The organism is Falsiroseomonas sp. E2-1-a4, from assembly GCF_051433165.1.
Taxonomy (GTDB): domain Bacteria; phylum Pseudomonadota; class Alphaproteobacteria; order Acetobacterales; family Acetobacteraceae; genus Falsiroseomonas.
Genome location: NZ_JBHMFS010000017.1, coordinates 102,084 through 119,637, shown reverse-complemented (window position 1 = coordinate 119,637; position 17,554 = coordinate 102,084). Strand labels below are relative to the sequence as shown.

Annotated in this window: 14 protein-coding genes; 9 read left to right on the top strand and 5 right to left on the bottom strand. The window is 70.9% G+C overall.

What is annotated here, in order from left to right:
• Positions 1-9: 9 nt before the first annotated feature.
• Complete coding sequence (locus ACFHNC_RS18350; RefSeq protein WP_437170702.1) at positions 10-1,104, bottom strand: anhydro-N-acetylmuramic acid kinase; 1,095 nt, start codon at positions 1,102-1,104, stop codon at positions 10-12.
• Between the two features lie 64 nt (positions 1,105-1,168).
• On the opposite strand from ACFHNC_RS18350, the gene tyrS reads away from it, so the two are divergent.
• Positions 1,169-2,386, top strand: a complete 1,218-nt coding sequence (gene tyrS, locus ACFHNC_RS18345) for a tyrosine--tRNA ligase (protein ID WP_437170684.1) — start codon at positions 1,169-1,171, stop codon at positions 2,384-2,386.
• Between the two features lie 142 nt (positions 2,387-2,528).
• Positions 2,529-4,208 carry a DUF6311 domain-containing protein gene (locus ACFHNC_RS18340; RefSeq protein WP_437170683.1) on the top strand — a complete coding sequence of 560 codons (1,680 nt, stop codon included), beginning with the start codon at positions 2,529-2,531 and terminating at the stop codon, positions 4,206-4,208.
• On the opposite strand, the gene ACFHNC_RS18335 is transcribed toward ACFHNC_RS18340, so the two are convergent.
• Positions 4,135-7,308 carry a DUF3971 domain-containing protein gene (locus tag ACFHNC_RS18335; protein WP_437170682.1) on the bottom strand — a complete coding sequence of 1,058 codons (3,174 nt, stop codon included), beginning with the start codon at positions 7,306-7,308 and terminating at the stop codon, positions 4,135-4,137. The genes ACFHNC_RS18340 and ACFHNC_RS18335 overlap by 74 nt on opposite strands.
• A 17-nt stretch (positions 7,309-7,325) precedes the next feature.
• Between ACFHNC_RS18335 and ACFHNC_RS18330 the strand changes: the two genes are divergently transcribed.
• The 5 genes from ACFHNC_RS18330 to ACFHNC_RS18310 all read left to right on the top strand — a co-directional run bounded on the left by ACFHNC_RS18330 (position 7,326) and on the right by ACFHNC_RS18310 (position 14,231).
• Positions 7,326-10,352 (top strand): bifunctional [glutamine synthetase] adenylyltransferase/[glutamine synthetase]-adenylyl-L-tyrosine phosphorylase, encoded by a 3,027-nt coding sequence (locus ACFHNC_RS18330; RefSeq protein ID WP_437170681.1) that lies wholly within the window; start codon positions 7,326-7,328, stop codon positions 10,350-10,352.
• A gap of 14 nt (positions 10,353-10,366) precedes the next feature.
• Complete coding sequence (gene bcp, locus ACFHNC_RS18325; protein WP_437170680.1) at positions 10,367-10,834, top strand: thioredoxin-dependent thiol peroxidase; 468 nt, start codon at positions 10,367-10,369, stop codon at positions 10,832-10,834.
• The gene (locus tag ACFHNC_RS18320; protein ID WP_437170679.1) at positions 10,834-11,910 is read left to right on the top strand and encodes a methyltransferase domain-containing protein; all 1,077 of its coding nucleotides are present in this window, start codon (positions 10,834-10,836) and stop codon (positions 11,908-11,910) included. Before bcp ends, ACFHNC_RS18320 begins: the two co-directional genes overlap by 1 nt.
• Before the next feature lie 185 nt (positions 11,911-12,095).
• Positions 12,096-12,998, top strand: coding sequence for an FkbM family methyltransferase (locus tag ACFHNC_RS18315; RefSeq protein WP_437170678.1), 903 nt, complete (start codon positions 12,096-12,098; stop codon positions 12,996-12,998).
• Between the two features lie 21 nt (positions 12,999-13,019).
• A complete protein-coding gene (locus ACFHNC_RS18310) occupies positions 13,020-14,231 on the top strand; it encodes an MFS transporter (protein ID WP_437170677.1) in 1,212 nt (403 codons plus the stop codon).
• Positions 14,232-14,310: 79 nt separating this feature from the next.
• On the opposite strand, the gene ACFHNC_RS18305 is transcribed toward ACFHNC_RS18310, so the two are convergent.
• Positions 14,311-14,673: a hypothetical protein gene (locus ACFHNC_RS18305; protein ID WP_437170676.1), complete on the bottom strand. Its 363-nt coding sequence runs from the start codon at positions 14,671-14,673 to the stop codon at positions 14,311-14,313.
• Positions 14,674-14,854: 181 nt separating this feature from the next.
• Between ACFHNC_RS18305 and ACFHNC_RS18300 the strand changes: the two genes are divergently transcribed.
• Together ACFHNC_RS18300 and ACFHNC_RS18295 are read left to right on the top strand one after the other, a co-directional pair.
• Positions 14,855-15,307: a hypothetical protein gene (locus tag ACFHNC_RS18300; RefSeq protein ID WP_437170675.1), complete on the top strand. Its 453-nt coding sequence runs from the start codon at positions 14,855-14,857 to the stop codon at positions 15,305-15,307.
• A 4-nt stretch (positions 15,308-15,311) separates the two neighbouring features.
• Complete coding sequence (locus tag ACFHNC_RS18295) at positions 15,312-15,944, top strand: aspartate/glutamate racemase family protein (protein ID WP_437170674.1); 633 nt, start codon at positions 15,312-15,314, stop codon at positions 15,942-15,944.
• On the opposite strand, the gene ACFHNC_RS18290 is transcribed toward ACFHNC_RS18295, so the two are convergent.
• Positions 15,838-16,974 (bottom strand): M48 family metallopeptidase, encoded by a 1,137-nt coding sequence (locus tag ACFHNC_RS18290; RefSeq protein ID WP_437170673.1) that lies wholly within the window; start codon positions 16,972-16,974, stop codon positions 15,838-15,840. The genes ACFHNC_RS18295 and ACFHNC_RS18290 overlap by 107 nt on opposite strands.
• A gap of 15 nt (positions 16,975-16,989) precedes the next feature.
• Positions 16,990-17,547 (bottom strand): LemA family protein, encoded by a 558-nt coding sequence (locus tag ACFHNC_RS18285; protein WP_437170672.1) that lies wholly within the window; start codon positions 17,545-17,547, stop codon positions 16,990-16,992.
• Positions 17,548-17,554: the final 7 nt, after the last annotated feature.

The window sequence follows — 17,554 nt, the reverse complement described above, 5'->3', positions numbered from 1 at the left end:
CACCCACGCCTAAAGCAGCGGGCCCACCAGCCGCCCCCCCGGCAGCGGCCCCGGCGCGCCGGTGGTGCCCGGGAAGGTCAGCGGCAGGCCGCGCCAGACGCGGGCCGCCAGCACACCGAAGGCCTGCGCCTCCAGCGCATCCCCGTTCCACCCGGCTACCTCCACCGCCCGCACCGGCTCGGCCAAAGCGGCGCCAAGCGCCCGCATCATCGCCGGATTGCGCCGCCCACCGCCGGCCACCAGCCATTGCACCGGCGGTTCCGGGAAGTGGCGCGCGGCGGCGGCCACGCAGATGGCGGCGAAGGCCACCAGCGTGGCGGCACCATCGGCGGGGGACAGCGCCGGGGCACCTGCTTCCTTCAGCGCCCGGTCGAAATCCAGCCGATCCAGGGATTTGGGCGGTGGTTCGGCCAGCCAGGGATGCGCCATCAGCGGCGCCAGCACCCCGCCATCTGCCTGCCCCGCCAGCGCCAGCCGTCCATCGCGGTCATAGGCCTCGCCGGTGGCGTGCCGCGCCCAATCATCGAGCGGACCATTGGCCGGGCCGGTATCGAAGGCCACCAGCGCCCCATCCCGGCCGATCCAGGTGACATTGCCCACCCCGCCGAGGTTCAGGATCGCCAGCGGCTTCGGCAGCCCCCGCGCCATAACCGCATGCACCACCGGCACCAACGGCGCCCCCTGCCCGCCCGCCGCCACATCGGCCGAGCGGAAATCATGCGCCACGGTCAGCCCCGTCTCCCGCGCCAGCCGCGCCGCGTCGCCCACCTGCCAGGTGAAGCCTGCCGTATTGGAGCCCGGCCGGTGCGGTCGGTGCAGGATGGTCTGGCCGTGAAAGCCGACGAGATCCGCCTGCCAGCCAATAGCGCGCACCGCCTCGATATGCCGTTCCGTCAGGCGGTTCACGCAGCTTGCCAGGAAGGGATCGTCCGGCCCGATCTCCGCCGCACGGTCCAGCAATTCCCGCAGGTCGCGGCGCAGGGCCGGCGCGTAGGGCAGCGTCAGCACCGGGCCGAGCCGGCCGATCGCCTCCCCATCCGTTTCCACCCATGCGGCATCCACCCCGTCGAGGGAGGTTCCGCTCATCAGACCTATGGTTCGCAGCATCCCCCCAACGTGCTACGCCGCCGGCACTTCCGGAAGCCCCACAGGACCCCCCACACCCGCCATGACCGCAACCCAGGACTTCCTGCACGCCGCCCGTGAGCGCGGTTTCATCCACCAGGTGACGGATGCGGAGGGCCTCGCGGCTCAGGGGCGGGTCACGGCCTATGTCGGCTTCGACTGCACGGCGGATAGCCTGCATGTCGGCCATCTGCTGTCGATCATGCTGCTGCGCCTGTTGCAGCGCACCGGCAACCGGCCGGTGGCGCTGATGGGCGGCGGCACGACGAAGATCGGCGATCCCTCATTCCGCGACGAGGCCCGCCCGCTGCTGACGGATGCGCAGATCGAGGCGAACAAGGCCGGCATCCGCCGCAGCTTCGACAGTTTCCTGCAGTTCGGCCCCGATGCCGCGATCATGCTCGACAATGCGGAATGGCTCGACAAGCTGGAATACATCCCCTTCCTGCGGGAGGTCGGCCGGCATTTCAGCGTCAACCGCATGCTGACGATGGACAGCGTCAAGCTGCGTCTGGACCGGGACCAGCCGCTCAGCTTCCTCGAATTCAACTACATGCTGCTGCAATCCTACGATTTTCTCGAATTGCACCGGCGCCTCGGCGTGACGCTGCAGATGGGCGGGTCGGACCAGTGGGGCAACATCATCATGGGTGCCGATCTGGTGCGCCGCATGGCGGGTGCCGAGGCCTTCGGCCTGACCACGCCGCTGCTGACCACCGCGTCGGGCACCAAGATGGGCAAGACGGCCTCCGGCGCCGTCTGGCTGAACCCGGACCGCCTCGCGCCCTATGACTACTGGCAGTTCTGGCGCAATGCGGAGGATGCGGATGTGGCCCGCTTCCTCGCCTTGTTCACCGACCTGCCGATGGCGGAGGTGACGCGCCTCGGCGCCCTGGCCGGTGCCGAGATCAATGAGGCGAAGAAGGTGCTGGCGACGGAGGCCACCGCCCTGCTGCATGGCCGGGACGCCGCCGAGACCGCCGCCGAGACCGCCCGCCGCGCCTTCGAACAGGGCGAGGCGGCGGAGACCCTGCCCACCCACACCACCCCCCTGCCCGCCGGCGTGGTGGACATCCTGGTGGAGGCGAAGTTCGTCGCCAGCAAGGGCGAGGCCCGCCGCCTGGTGGCGCAAAGCGGCATCCGGCTGAATGATCAGGCCGTGGCCGATCCCGCGCAGACCATCACCGTCGCGGATCTGCGCGACGGCGCGGCGAAGCTGTCCCTGGGCCGCAAGCGGCACCTGCTGGTGCGGCCGGCCTGACCCGCGCTGATCGCGCGGATATGAATATTCCGTCATGAAATCGCCGCGGTTTACGCCGATCCTGTAGCGGACGCCGGTCTCCCCACCGGCCGAGGCGGAGGGCGGCGTGCGGCGCATGAGGATTCCGGGTTGGGCAGGTGCCATGGCGGCCATGGCCCTCGGCATCGCCGTGATCGCCGGCACCTATGGCTGGCATGTCCTGTCGCCCCGGAACACCGGCTGGATGCTGGAGGGCACCATCGGGCCGGACCCGGTGCAATACTGGCTCGGCTGGACCTATTTCGCCCGCAGCCCCTGGGCCTGGCCACCCGGCGCCAATCCGGATTGGGGGCTGGAGGTCGGATCCTCCATCTTCTTCTCCGACTCCATCCCTCTGCTGGCCTTCGCCTTCAAGGCGCTGCGGCCATTGGTGGAGGTGCCGCAATATTGGGGGTTGTGGCTGTTTGCCTGTGGCGCGCTGCAGGCCCTGCTGGCTTGGCGGCTGATCGGGCTGGTCACGAAGGACCCGTTGGCACGGCTGGCGGGCGCGGCGCTTTTCGTGCTGCAGCCGATCCTGCTGAACCGGCTCGGCGGGCATTTCGCCCTCGGGGGGCAGTTCCTGCTGCTGGCAGCGCTGTATCTGTGCCTGACGGTCGCGCCGCCCTGGCGAAGGCTGGCGGCCTGGGTGGCGCTGGTGCTCGCCGCGTCCCTGATCCACGCCTATCTGCTGCCCATGGTGGCCGGGCTGTGGGCGACCGATTGGCTTGCCCGCGCCTGGCCGCGCGAGCGCCGGCCGCTGCCCCTGACCATCGAGGCGCTGGCCGTGCCGGGCGCCGGATTGGCGGGGCTTTGGGCCGCGGGCTTCTTCCTGCTCGGCGGCGGTATCGGCGGCACCTGGGGCGGCTTCGGCGCCATGCAGCTTGACCTGCTGGCGCCCTTCGACCCCAGCCATTGGGGCCGCTTCCTGCCGCAACTGCCGCGTGCCAACCATCTGGAGGGTCGCGACAGCTATCTCGGCCTCGGCACGCTGCTGCTGCTGCTGGCCGGCGCAGGCGCCTTTCTCTGGCGGCCCCGCCCTTTCCTCGCGCGCCGATGGCCATTGCTGGCGGGGCTGGCCGTGCTGCTGGCGATTGCCGTCACCCACCGCGTCTCGGTGGGCGGCCAGATCGTGCTGGTGCTGGCGGAACTGCCGGCGCCGGTGCTGGCGGCGGCCGATGCGCTGCGCGCCTCCGTCCGCTTCTTCTGGCCGCTGGCCTATGCGCTGGTGCTCGGCGCCATCGCCGCCCTGGCGCATGCCCTGGGAGGGCGGCGCACCGGGCTGCTGCTGGCCGGGCTGCTGCTGGTGCAGCTTGCCGACCTGCAGCCCGGCTTCGCGCGGCTGGCGCACTACTTCCCCCCGGCGCCTGCCACCGCCCCGCTGCGCCTGGCGGACCCGTTCTGGATGACGGCCACCGCGCGCTACCAGCGCATCCGCCTGGCACCCACCGGCATGCAGGCCAGGCATTGGGAGGAGGTAGCGGTGCTGTCCGCCACGCGCGGCCTGCCCACCGATGCGGTCTATCTGGCCCGCATCGACCCCGCGCGGGTGGCGGCGCTGAACGCCGCGACCCTGCGCCGACTGGCCAGCGGCGCGTACGAGCCGGGCAGCCTTTATGTACTGGGCGATGACGCCATGCTGGCGGCAGCGCGGGCCGGCATGGACCCGGCGCGGGACCTGTTGGAGCGCTTCGACGGCGTCTGGGTGCTGGCGCCCGGCTGGCACGCAGCCGTCACGGCGTCGCCTGCTGGCCAATCCCGAACAGCCCGCGGAGAAAACCAGGGGTCAGCGCCGCCAGCGGGTTGACGCTCACGGCCGGGTCATCCGCCGGGCCGCTGACCCGGAAAGTGGCCGCGAACAGCCCGCCGCCGGCCTCCGGCGCGAAAAGCCGGCCGAGAATGGGGATGTTGCCGAGCAGGGAGTTGAAGAAATAGGCCGGCACGATCGTGCCCGCCATGTTCAGCCGCTGCCGCGGGCGGTCCAGCGTACCCGTCAATGTCACGCCCAATGAGGCGGAGAAGGCCCGCGCCTCCCCCAGCGTCAGCACCTCCGGCGTCAGGCTGAAGGGCGCGATCAGGCGGGTGAAGCCGAGGCCGGGGCCGGAGGCCGCTTCCATGAGCCCATAGAGCGTCATGGCCTGGAGCAGCTTGGCCACCGCCGGGGCGCCGCGCACGGCGAAATCGCTCATCTCCGCGGTGCCGGAGAGCGGCGCGCCGGGGCGGTTGCTGGCGTAGGTAGCCTGCACCGAAAGCCGCCCTCCCTCCAGCCGCCGCAGCACATCGAAGCTGCCGAGCAACGCGCCGGCATCCTCCGCTTCCAGCCGCAGCGACCGTCCGGCGCCGGCGGGGGCGATCTGTGCCTGGAAGGCGCCGCGCGGCCCGGCGCGGCCGGAGAGCGTGCCGGCCCGGACCACGCCGCGGCCATCCACCCTCAGCTGCGCCGTCACCGCGGCCAATTCACGGCCGGGACCGAGCAGCACCCGTTCGAACCGCGCATCGGCGGCGAAGGCGGGGCCGTTTTCACTGTCCGGTGCGGCGGCTGCCGCGCTGCTGGCGTCCTCGGACAGCATGCGGCGCAGGTCCAGCACCTGGCCGCGCAGGGTCAGCGCCCAGGGACCGCCCGGTTCCAGCGGCGGGCGCGCTTCCCCGGTGAAGCGGCTGTCCTCCACCACGCCTTCCGTCACCGACACGCGTTCCAGCCGCGTGCCGCTGATGAAGCTGGCGCTGCCGCGCAGCCGCATGGAGGGTCCCTCGATCCGAAAACTCTCGATCGCCGTCAGATTCTCCCCGGCCAGGCGCAGCACCATCTCCCCACCCGCATTCTGGCCGGGCGGCTTGGACCACGCGAGCGGGTCGATCATCAGCCGCGCCTGCCGCAGATCGGCGCGCACCGTGGCGCGGCCCTGGCCGTTGCGGCGGCGTTCGGTGCGGACATCGAGCCCGACCTGCCCTTCCACCACCTCGGAGAAGGCGAGGCCGAGCGCCACCAGGTTTCGGGCATCCGTCTCCGCCCGCACCGTCTCCCGCATCGTCACCTGGCTGGCGGGGCCGTTGCGGAAATCCATCTCCACCGTCAGGCGGGCGGCGATCTCGGCCAGTGTCGCGGTGCCGCTGGCGCGCAGGCCGTTATTGTCCACCGTGAGCTCGACGGTGCCGCCCTCCAGTGGCCGGCCGAGCAGCACATCGGCCATCCGCACCTGCCGCAGCCGCGCCTGGACGCGAAGCTGAAGCTGCTCCACCGGCAGGTCGGACAGCAGCGGGAAGGCGATGTTGAGCCGCGCCTCCATGCTGCCGCGCGGGTCCTTCACCGGGAATGGCTGGCGCTCGAACAGGCGCAGGCGGGGGTGCTGCACCACGGCCAGGGCATCCGGGATCGGGCCGGCCAGGTTGAATTCCATCTGCGCGGATTCCTGCGCGCCGGGCGGCAGCAGGAAGCGGATGCTGCCATCGCGCACCGTCACGGCACCGCCCGACTGCCGGCCGCCGGTGATCTGCAGGCCGATCTCCTCCAGCCCGAAGGTGACGGTGCCGGTGGCGCCCTGGGCGGGCGGGATCGGGCGCAGCCAATGCACCGTGGCCCCTGCCACCTCCAGCGTGCCCTCCAGGCTGGTGATCCGCGCATCGGCGAGGTCCGGCCCGGCCTCGGCCCCGATGCGCCAGCGCCCATTGCGGGCGGTCCCGGCGGTCAGGTTCTGCACGATCCAGCTGCGGACATGCGGCGCCAGGCTCTCCGGCCAGCGCTGCGGCAGTGCCGCGATCGGCACCTGGTCCAGGCCGAGCGTCGCCTCTCCGCGCCAGCCTTCCGCGGCGCGGTCGGCCGCCCCCTGCACGGTCAGGCTGGGCGCGGCCTCGCCATCCAGGCGCAGCAGGGCGCGCGGGATGGTGACGCGGCCGGGCGATGCCTCCAGCTCCAGCTCCAGCCGCGACAGGGCGATGCGCTGGCCCTCCCCCAGGCCCAGCGCGCCGGGGCCGGTGGTCAGCCGGGCGCGCAGGTCCCCAAAGCGGCCCTTTGCGTCCAGCCGGGCCTGCGCCTCGATCCGCGCGGTGGCGTCCAGCCGGGCCAGCGGCGCCAGGGCGGGGGCGGCCTGAGCCAGCAGCATGGGCCGCAATTCGGGCAGCAGCAGGCGCAGCGACAGCTCGGCCGGGCCCGCGTCGGACGTTGCATTCACCTCCGCGCCCAGGGTCACCGGCACGCGTTCGCCGCCCAGCAGCAGCGTCGCCGCCGCATCGCCGATCAAGCCGCCGCCGAGCCGCCGGCGCAGCGTCACATCGGCCTCGTCCAGCACCCAGGTCAGGCCGAGGGCGGCATCCTCCACCACGATCCGTCCGCCGAGGATCCGCAGCGATTGCAGCGCCGAAAGCGGCGTCCGGTCCGAGGGCGGGCGCAGCAACTCCGCCAGGATGCGATCCAGCGCCGCGTCGGTGCCCGCCGAGGGGCTGCCGGATTCGCCCAGCAGCAGCGAAACTTCCCCCGCCGCATCGCGCCGCAGGGTCAGCACCGGCTGCTGCAGTTCCAGCCGGCGCGGCGCGACCTCGCCCCGCAGCAGCCAGGGCAGGGAAAGGGTGACGGCCGCATCCGGCAATTCCATCCGCACCTGGCCGCCCGGCTCCACCATGCGGACGCCGGACAGGCGGAGTTCCACCGGCGAGAGGTGACCCTCGCGCCAACCCTGCCAGCCGATGCTGGCGCGGCGGATTTCGAAATGCGCCTCGGGCGGGGCGCCCTCGGGGCCGGGGATGTTCACCTGGTCGGCGATCGCCGCAGCCAGGAAGGGCAGGTCGATCGGGCCTTGCGAGAGGCGGAAGGCGGCCGCGCCGATGACCAGCAGCAGCAGCACCGCCAGGGCCGAGACCAGCCGCAGGGCGCGATGCGCCTCTCGCGCCACTTGACCGGCGGCGCGCCTCATCGCCACGCTGCGCCCCGATGCCGAATGCCCGGTCGCTTCCCACCCCGCCCGAACCCCCGAAGCCCGCCGCCGCACCGGCGCGCGCCGCACAGGCCCTGCCACGCCCGCATGACGCGGAGGCCGCCAGCCAGCTCGCCGGGCGCTTCGCCGAGCGCGGCGCGGCGGAGCGCGGCTTCGGCGCCACGGCCGAAGGCGCCGCACTGCTGGCCGCACTCGGCGGGCACAGCCCCTATCTGGCCGATCTGGCGCTGCGCGAATCGGCCACGCTGCTGCGGGTGATGGATCGCGGGCCGGATGCGGCCTTCGCGCTGGCGCTGGACCCGCTCGGCCGCGCCGACCCGGCGGCGACCCGCCCCGGCGTGGCCAGCCTGCTGCGCCAGGCCAAGCGCCAGGCCGCGCTGATCGCCGCGGTGGCCGATATCATGGGGCTCTGGGCGCTGGACCGGGTCACCGGCGCGCTGTCCGACCTCGCCGATGCCTGCACCGACTACGCCTGCGCCCATCTGCTGCGGGAGGCGCAGGCGCGCGGCGACCTGAAGCTGGCGGGCGGCGCCGCGCGGCATGATCCTCGGGCCACCTGCAAGGGGTCCGGCCTGATCGTGCTCGGCATGGGCAAGCTCGGCGGGCGGGAGCTCAACTACTCCTCTGATATCGACCTCATGGTGCTGTATGACCCGGAGGCTGCAACTTACGACGCCGACCGCGCCGGCGCCATCTATGTGCGGCTCGCCCGTGACCTGGTGCGGCTGCTGGATGAGCGGACGGAGGATGGCTACTGCTTCCGCACGGATCTGCGGCTGCGGCCCGATCCTGCGGCGACGCCGCTGGCCGTCAGCCTGCCCGCGGCCATCATCTACTACGAGAGCATGGGGCAGAACTGGGAACGCGCCGCCATGATCAAGGCTCGGCCCGTGGCCGGCGACCGCGCGCTGGGTGAGCATTTCCTGCGCGAAATCCGCCCCTTCGTCTGGCGCCGCCACCTGGATTTCGCCGCCGTCGCGGACATCCATTCCATCAAGCGGCAGATCCACGCGCATAAGGGCCACAAGGGCGCCAATGCCGAGGTGCAGGTGGCGGGCCACGACGTGAAACTCGGCCGCGGCGGCATCCGCGAGATCGAGTTCACCGTGCAGGTGCTGCAATTGATCTGGGGCGGCCGCGACCCGGCGCTGCGCGACCCGACGACGCTCGGCGCGCTCGCGGCACTCGCCGCCGCCGGCAAGATCGATCGCCGTGCGGCGGCCGATCTGGCGGACGCCTATGGCTTCCTGCGCCAGGTGGAACACCGGCTGCAGATGGTGGCGGATCGGCAGACGCACCGGCTGCCGGAGGATGCGGCGGGGCTGGCCAACATCGCCTCCTTCATGGGCTACGAAACGCCGGAGGCCTTTGCCACTGCGCTGACCGGCCATCTGCGCCGGGTTGAGCGCCGCTATGCAGGGCTGTTCGAGACCTCGCCCGATCTCTCGGCCGGCGACGATGTCCAGGGCGACCTGGTGTTCACCGGGGTGGAGGACGACCCGGCCACGCTGGCCACGCTGCGCGGCCTGGGCTTCCAGAACCCCGCCGCCGTCGCCGCCACGGTGCGCGGCTGGCATCATGGCCGGGCGCGGGCCACGCGCAGCGAAAGGGCGCGGGAACTGCTGACCGCGCTGATGCCCAGCCTGCTCGCCGCGCTGGCCAGGCAGCCGCAGCCGGATGCCGCGCTGATGCGGCTGGATGCCGCGCTGGCGCGGATGAGCACGGGTGTACAGGTTCTGTCCCTTCTGGCGCGCAACCCGGCGCTGCTGGATCGGCTGGCCTTCGTGCTCGGCGCGGCGCCGCAACTGGCCGACCATTTCGCCCGTAACGCCGCCGCGCTGGACGGGTTGCTGGCCGGCCACGCCGCCCCGGGCAACGATCCCGCCGCCTCCCTGCCCGCCCTGGTGAAGGACGCCCGCTTCCTGGAGGAGGCGCTGGAAGCGGCGCGGCGGCTGGTGACGGAGGGCAAGTTCGAGATCGATGCCGCCGCCCTGGAAGGCCGGCTGGACACGGATGCCGCCGGCCTCGCCCGCAGCGCGCTGGCCGATGCCGCGATCGGCGCGCTGCTGCCGCGCCTCGTGCAGGATTTCGCGCAGCGTCACGGCAAGGTGGCGGGCGGCGCGCTGGGGGTGGTGGCGCTCGGCAAGCTCGGCGGACGGGACATGCTGCCGGGGTCCGATCTCGACCTGATCCTGGTCTATGACCATCCGGCGGAGGCACCGGACAGCAAGGGCGGCGCCAAATCCCTCGCGCCTTCGCAGTATTTCGCCCGGCTGGCCAACCAGATGGTCGGCGCGCTGACGGCGCCGGGGGCGGAGGGACGGCTGTACGAGGTGGATATGCGGCTGCGCCCTTCCGGCTCGAAGGGGCCGGTGGCTGTCTCGCTGTCGTCCTTCGCCCGCTACCACGCCGAATCGGCCTGGACCTGGGAACGCATGGCGCTGACCCGCGCGCGCTTCGTGGCCGGTGCGCCGGCGCTGAAGCGCAAGGTGGAGGCGGCACTCCGCCAGGCGCAGACCCGCGCCGCCGATGCCACACAGGTGCTGGCCGATGCGCGGGCGATGCGGGCGCGGATGCTGCGCGACCTGCCGGCCGATGGGCCCTGGGATGTGAAGCACCGGCCGGGCGGGCTGGTGGAGGTGGAGTTCATCTCCCAGGCGCTTCAGGTGGCACAGGCCCACCGATTGCCCGCGGTGATCTCCCCCACCACCCGCCTCGCGCTGGCGGCGCTGGCCAAGGCGGGAATCCTGCCGGAGGCGGAGGCGGCTTCGCTGGTCGCCGCCGACCGGCTGTGGCGCGCCATCACCGCGCATCTGCGCCTGACCGTCGGCCGCTGGCCGGAGGAGGCGCTGCCGGAACCGGTGGCGCTGGCGCTGGCCGCTGCCACCGGCCACCTGCTGCCCAACCCGATCGAAGCCGGCGCCACGATTGACCAACCGGGCTACCGCGCACAGATGCGCGCGGTCGCGCAACAGGTGCGCGACAGCTTCACCCGCCATATCGGCGACCCCGAGCTGCCCTGACCGGAGCCATTCCCATGACCGAAGCGACCGAAGGCGCCCCCGCCCCGGATTTCTCCATGCCCGCCTCCGGCGGCCGCACCGCCAGCCTGGCGGAGCTGAAGGGTAAGCCCTTCCTGCTGTATTTCTACCCGAAGGCGGACACCCCCGGCTGCACCAAGCAGGCCTGCGGGGTGCAGGAGGCGCTGCCCGCCCTCGGCAAGATCGGCCTGACCGTGATCGGCGTCTCGCCCGACCCCATGAAGCCGATCGAGAAGTTCGCCCAGAAGTTCAACCTGACCTTCCAGCTGGCCTCCGACGAGGACCACAAGGTGGCGGAGGCCTATGGTGTGTGGGTCGAGAAGTCGATGTATGGAAAGACCTATATGGGCATGGAGCGCTCCAGCTTCCTGGTGGCCGCCGATGGGCGCATCGCCAGGGTCTGGCGCAAGGTGAAGCCCGAGGCGCATGCGGCCCAGGTGCTGGAAGCCGCAAAGGAGTTGTGATGGAGCCGCAGGCAGGACAGGGATACTCCCAGGAGACAGCGCAGCCGAAGCTGAGTGCGGACGCCGTGGCCTGGGCCTTCCGCCTGCTGATCGGCCGCGACCCCTTCTCGGCCGAGGAGGTGGAGGCGCATCGCAACCTGCCGGACCTGGCGACGCTGCGCCGCGCCTTCTCCAACACCTGGGAATTCTACGACTTCTTCGATGCCGCGGTGGAGGGTGTGCCAGCCTATGGCATGCCGCTGTTCCTGATGCGCCCGCCCGGCGACCCCGCCTTCCCCTACCGCTTCGAACCGCCGAGCCTGGAGCATCCGGTCGGCCAGATGTGCACCGCCGGGCAGTTCGACGACCCCGTCTTCGCCGAGATCGCGGAGGCCATGGGCATGGCGCCCGGCCGCACCCGGCGAAGCTGGGAGCAGGCCTGGATCGTCTCCCTTCTCGCGACCCATGGCATGATCGCCGCCGGCAAGCAGGCCATCGGCTTCGGCGTCGGGCGCGAACGCATTCCCTCCCTGCTCGCATCCCGCGGCGTGCGGGTGCTGGCAAGCGATCTGCCGCATGTGTCGGAGGATGTGCAACTGCCGCCCGGCGCGCAGCAGATGGCGCTGTTCCACCCCGAGATCCTGCATCTGGAGGATTTCGAGTCGATGGTCGGCTACCGCGACATCGACATGAACCACCTGCCGGCCGATCTGGATGGGCAGTTCGATTTCTGCTGGTCGGCCTCCGCCGTGGACCGGCTGGGCTCGCTCGCCGCCGCCAGCGCCTTCCTGGAGGAAAGCCTGCGGGTGCTGAAGCCGGGCGGCATTGCGGCGCATACCTTCACGATCAACATCACCTCCGACATCGCGACGGTGGACCACCCGACCCTGGCCGTGCTGCGCCGGCGGGACCTGGAGGCGCTGGCGGCGCAGATCCAGGCGCAGGGGCATGAGATGCTGCCGGTGAACCTGCACCCCGGGCTGGAGCCGCAGGATGCGGAGGTCGCCACCAAGCCGGATGGCCCGCCGCGGCCGAAGCAGCGGCATGGTGCGCTGGTTGTCACCTCCTTCGGCCTCGCGTTGCGAAAGGCGGCGTGAAACCCCGCCAACTTCTTTTTTGCCGGGGCGTCGGCTAAACGGCAGGACCCGGCAGTATGCCGGGCCTCGGGCGCGACTGGCCCGATTTGTCATCCTGCCATGCCCATCCATTGCTTCCGGGGCGGAAGCCGGGCCTGCCGCGCCCGCCGCCCTGCTGTTGCGCCCGATCGGAGGCTGTCTGCCGCATGTTGCGTGATCTGCTGTCGTTGCCCAGCCGGGTCCTGCAAGTGCAGCGCCGGCTGGAAGCTGCCATCGCCTATTTCGCCGCCCGCACGCATCCGGTGCGCTACACGCCCACCGCCTATCTGGGCGACCACACGGCGCTGACGGTGCTGCAGGGCCGGCTCAAGATGTTCGTCGATACCCGCGGCAACGACCTCGCCCCGCATCTGCTGATCGAGGGCACGTGGGAGACCAACTACACCAGCCTGTTCGAGAAGCTGATCCGGCCGGGTGATACCGTGCTCGATCTCGGCGCCCATCTCGGCGTCTATGCGCTGCTCGGCGCGCTCGCCACCGGGCCGACCGGGCGGGTCGAGGCGTTCGAGCCCAATCCGCGCTATGCGGCCCTGCTGCGACGGTCGCTCGCGGTGAATGGCCTGTCCGGGTACGCCACGGTGAACACCATGGCGGTGGGGGCGGAGGAAGGTATCGCGGAGCTGCTGTTTTCCTGGGAATGGGGCGGCGGCGGGCATCTTTCCGTCCATCCCGGCCATGTGCCGGAAGATGGTGTGACCCATGCCTGCCGCGTCGTCGCGCTGGATGCGCTGTTCCCCGACCCGGCCTTCCAGGTTGATATGGTGAAGATGGATGTGGAGGGCACCGAATCGCGCGCGGTGCATGGCATGTGGAACCTGCTGGCCCGCTCGCCTCGGGCCAAGGTGATGTTCGAATTCGCCCCCGGCATGCTGGCGGCGCAGGGCAGCAGCGCGGCGGAACTGGTTCAGCTTTTCGATCGGCTGGGCTTTCGTTTCTGGAACATCGGCGAGCGCTCCGAACTGGAAGCCGTGGATGCGGCGACGCTGGGCGCCATGACCGATGGCGTACGGAACATCCTGGCGGCGCGGGAACTGCCCGCGCTGGCCTGAGACTTGAGGGAGGCTGGCCGCATGACATCCCGCCCCGCTGTCACTGCCGCCGTGCTGATCACCTGCGGGGTGCTGTGCGCCGCGCTCGCCATGGGACTGCGGAATTCCTTCGGCCTGTTCCTGGCGCCGATGACGGAGGCCAATGTCTGGACCGCCTCCGGCTTCTCCTTCGCCATCGCGCTGCAGGTACTGCTGAACGGCATCAGCCAGCCGATTTGCGGCCAGGTGGCGGATCGCTATGGCGGGCGGGCGGTGGTGATGGGCGGCGCGGTGCTCTACGCAATCGGCATCCTCGGCATGCTGATGGCGGTGCATCTCGGCTTGTTCACCTTCTTCGCCGGTGTGGTGATGGGCATTGCGGTCTCCGCCGCCGGCATGCCGGTGATCATCGCGACGCTGACGCGGCTGCTGCCGGAAAGCCAGCGCGGGCGCGCGGTGGGGCTGGGCACGGCCGGATCCTCCTTCGGGCAGTTCCTGGTGGTGCCGCTGGCCGGGATCGGCATCAGCACGCTGGGGTGGGAGACGACGCTGGCGCTGATGGCGGCCGCCGCCCTGCTGATCATCCCCCTCGCCTTGCCGCTGGGCGAGCCGCCGCGCGCCAAGGTGGCGCCGAAGGATGAGGAAACCGCGCGCCAGGCGCTGGGCCGCGCGCTGCGCACGCCGACCTTCTGGTTCCTGTTCTTCGGCTTCTTCGTCTGCGGCCTGCATATCTCCTTCCTGACCACGCATCTGCCCGGCTTCGTGCATTACTGCGGGCTGCCGGTGGCGGTGGGCGCGGGCGCGATCGGGCTGATCGGGTTGTTCAACATCGGCGGGTCGCTGGTGTCCGGGGAGCTGACGCAGCGCTGGAAGCGGCGGGAGCTGCTGGTGATCATCTATGCCGCGCGTGGCGTGCTGATCACCGGCTTCATGCTGCTGCCGAAGACCACGACCACGGTGATGATTTTTTCCGCGCTGATGGGGCTGCTGTACCTGTCCACCGTGCCGCCAACGGTGGCGCTGGTGGCGCGCAATTTCGGCACGCGGTGGCTGGCGACCATCTTCGGCCTGGTATTCCTGGGGCACCAGTTGGGCGGCTTCACCGGCGCCTATATGGGGGGCGTGGTGCTGGATAGGACGGGGTCCTACGATCTGATGTGGTGGATTGGCGTTGGTGCCTCTGCCTTCGCGGCGCTGGTGCATCTGCCGGTGAAGGACCCACCGGTGGGGCGCCCGGCGGGGGCGGCGGCTTAGAGGTCAGCAGGGGCGGCGGCTTTGGAGCGATCCCTCGAAGCGCGCAGAACGTCTGCTATGGCCAGTTAGCGGCCGCTCGTCAGAACACGGTGAAGCCGATTTCGGGGGCGTAGATGTGGCCGCTTTCGTAAGGTCCGAGCTCCGACATCACCGCCAAAGTGGAGCCGTTTCCAAATCGGAAAGTGAGGCGGAGCTCTTCTCGCTCAATGGCCACGATGCGCAGATTGAGCAACCGCTGGAGGACGACCGGCGCACGTTCCGTAGCCTGACAATCATAGGCCCATATGGTCCCGTCTGGATCAGCGTGCTCGATACGATGCTCGACAACTAATCGCCGCATGCCCTCAAAGCTGAACTGGAGCGAAAAAGGGTCCAGTCGTACCTGCGCGATGGCGTCACCGACGAAGAACTGGAGCGCGTCACTCGGAGGAAACTGGTGCACCGGCGGAGGCTAACACGGCCACCACGCATTTCAGCTATGGGTCGAGGGAGACACCTCCGCCCCTCCCCTGGAACAGCCCTCCTCCCCCGCCCGAACAACACCACGCCAGACCGCGGTGGGCAGCGATAGCCGCACCCCCCCTGCCCGCGCTATGCTGCCCCCAATGATGAAGGAGCGCGGGATGCGACGGTGGATGCTGGTGGCGGCAGCGGCGGCAATGGCCCTTGGCAGCAGCGCCGGGGCGCAGCAGCAGGTGGAGCTGCCGCATGCCTGGGTGTTCGGGTCCTGGACCGGGGGCATCTTCCCGCCCGGCTCGACCAGCGGGCCGAGCTGCACCGGCCAGCCCTCGGTGATCTTCACCAAGGATGTGGTGCTGCGCGCCTCCGTCTTCGATGTGGCCTATCGCCAGCGGATCATCGAGACGGTCCAGGCCAGCCCGGATGTGCTGGAGTTCCGCTTCGTCCCCGCAGCCGCGCCGGGCGGGCCGCTTGCCTCTCGCCTGCCGGCCGATCTCGGCTTCGGCTGCCCCACCGGGCCCAATACGCTGCGGGTGGAACGGCGCGGGCCGGATGAGATCGCCTTCCCGAACTGCACCGACTTCCCCTCCCCCTTGCAGCGCTGCGTCGGCAACTGAAGCCGTGCGTATCGCGCTGATCCACGCCCTGCGGCATTCCCCGCCGCCGATCGAGGCTGCCTTCGCCGAAGCCTGGCCCGAGGCCCGGCTGATGAACCTGCTGGATGACAGCCTCTCGGCCGACCTGGCGCGGGATGGCGCGCTGACGCCGGCGATGACGGAGCGGTTCCTGACCCTCGGCCGCTACGCGCGCGGCACCGGGGCGGATGGGGTGCTGTTCTCCTGCTCCGCCTTCGGCCCCTGTATCGAGGCGGTGGCGGCGGACCTCGCGCCGATTCCGGTCCTGAAGCCGAATGCGGCGGCGATCGAGGAAGCGGTCGCGATCGGCAAGCGCATCGGCCTGCTGGCGACCTTCCCCGGCACGCTTGCCTCCATGCCACCGGAATTCCCCGCGGGCGTGCAGGTGGTGCCCTGCCTGGCGGAAGGCGCGCTGGCGGCGCTGGATGCGGGCGATGTGGAGACGCATGACCGGCTGGCGGCAGAGGCGGCGCGGCGGCTTGCGGGCTGCAACGTGATCCTGCTCGGCCAGTTCAGCCTGGCCCGGGCGGCCCGGGCCGTATCCGCCACCACGGGATTGCCGGTGGTGACGACGCCGGGGAGTGCGGTGCGCCAGTTGAGGGCGCTACTGGGCGGGTGACCAGGGTGGCATCCGGGTCGGGTGCCACGATCTCTGGCATTCCACTCTCCGGCGGGTCGCGCGCACCGGCATAGCGTTGCAGCACCTCGATCCGCTTCTCGATCGGCGGATGGGTGGCGAACCAGGCGGGGCCGAGGCTGTTGGCGCCATCATGCAGCAGCAGGGCGCGCATCTGGCTGGGCATGCCCTCCATCGCCTCCTGCCCCACCAGTTTCCGCAGCGCGCTGGCCATGGCATCCGGGTCCGCCGTCATCTCCACCGCGCCGGCGTCCGCCAGGTATTCCCGGTTGCGCGACAGCGCCATGCGCAGCGCGATGGACAGCACCCAGGCCAGCGCCGCGATGGCCAATGCCAGCAGCACCAGCAACATGGCGCCACCCTTGCCTTTGCCGTTGCCGCTGCCACCGGTGCGCGGCAGGCGGCGCATCCGGCCGAAGCGCAGGCCGCGCCACATCACCTCCCCCACCATGGTGATCACGCCGGCAAACACCGCGGCAACCACGCCCAACCGCGCGTCGCCGTTGCGGATATGCGTCAGTTCATGCGCCACCACGGCGCGCAATTCGCGCGGACCCAGCGCCTGCATCAGCCCGCGCGTCACCGTCACCGCGCCCTTGTCGCGCGTCAGGCCGGAGGCGAAGGCGTTGCGCGCCTCGGTCTCGATCACCGCAAGGCGCGGCATCCGCATGCCGCGGCTGATCGCCAATTCCTCCGTCATGTTCCAGAGCGCCGGTTCCTGGTCCCGCGTCACCGGCCGGGCGCCGGAGATCATGTCGATTATCCACTGGTTGGAGAACCAGGCGATGGCGAACCAGATGGCGGAAATCAGCAGCGCCACGGGAATCGCGGCCGGCAGCAGGGCCACCGAATCCCGCAGCCCCTGCTGGAAATCAACCGCCTCGGTGGCGGCGAACAGCAGCGCGACGGCCCAGGTGATCATCGCCAGCAGCACCGGGAAGCCGGCCAGCAGCAGCACGGACCGCAGGCCGGTGTTCCAGATATGCGTCCGCAGCCCATGGGTCGGCAGCATTGCGCTGGCCCCGGTTCAGAACTTCACCTGCGGCGCGTTCTTCGTCGCCGCCCGTTCCCCCTCATCCAGCTCGAAGAAGCCGCGCGGGCCGAAGCCGAGGGAGCCGGCGAAGAACACCGCCGGGATGGATTGGATGGAGGCGTTGTATTCCGCGACGCTGTTGTTGAAGAAGCGCCGCGCGGCGGCCAGCGTGTTCTCCACGTTGGACAGCTCACTTTGCAGCGCCAGGAAGTTGGTGTTGGCCTTGAGGTCTGGATAGGCCTCGGACAGGGCGAACAACCGGCCAAGCACGGCGCCAAGCTGGCCCTCGGCGGCGGAGGCCTGTTCCGGCCCCTTGGCCTGCACTGCGGCATTACGCGCGGCGATCACCGCCTCCAGCGTGCTGCTTTCATGCGCGGCGTAGCCCTTCACCGTCTCCACCAGATTGGGGATCAGATCGTGGCGCTGCTTGAGCTGCACCTCGATATCCGCCCAGGCCTGCGACACCATTTGCCGCAGCGAGACCAGGCGGTTGTAGATGACGACCAGCCACAGCAGCAGCAGGACGACGAGACCAAGCAGCACCCATTCCACGGGCAGA

Bases quoted from the DNA above. Each gene is read 5' to 3' on its own strand.
- tyrS (WP_437170684.1), top strand. From the start codon at position 1,169: ATGACCGCAACCCAGGACTTCCTGCACGCCGCCCGTGAGCGCGGTTTC.
- ACFHNC_RS18340 (WP_437170683.1), top strand. From the start codon at position 2,529: ATGGCGGCCATGGCCCTCGGCATCGCCGTGATCGCCGGCACCTATGGC.
- ACFHNC_RS18335 (WP_437170682.1), bottom strand. From the start codon at position 7,308: ATGAGGCGCGCCGCCGGTCAAGTGGCGCGAGAGGCGCATCGCGCCCTG.
- ACFHNC_RS18330 (WP_437170681.1), top strand. From the start codon at position 7,326: ATGCCGAATGCCCGGTCGCTTCCCACCCCGCCCGAACCCCCGAAGCCC.
- bcp (WP_437170680.1), top strand. From the start codon at position 10,367: ATGACCGAAGCGACCGAAGGCGCCCCCGCCCCGGATTTCTCCATGCCC.
- ACFHNC_RS18320 (WP_437170679.1), top strand. From the start codon at position 10,834: ATGGAGCCGCAGGCAGGACAGGGATACTCCCAGGAGACAGCGCAGCCG.
- ACFHNC_RS18315 (WP_437170678.1), top strand. From the start codon at position 12,096: ATGTTGCGTGATCTGCTGTCGTTGCCCAGCCGGGTCCTGCAAGTGCAG.
- ACFHNC_RS18310 (WP_437170677.1), top strand. From the start codon at position 13,020: ATGACATCCCGCCCCGCTGTCACTGCCGCCGTGCTGATCACCTGCGGG.
- ACFHNC_RS18300 (WP_437170675.1), top strand. From the start codon at position 14,855: ATGCGACGGTGGATGCTGGTGGCGGCAGCGGCGGCAATGGCCCTTGGC.
- ACFHNC_RS18290 (WP_437170673.1), bottom strand. From the start codon at position 16,974: ATGCTGCCGACCCATGGGCTGCGGACGCATATCTGGAACACCGGCCTG.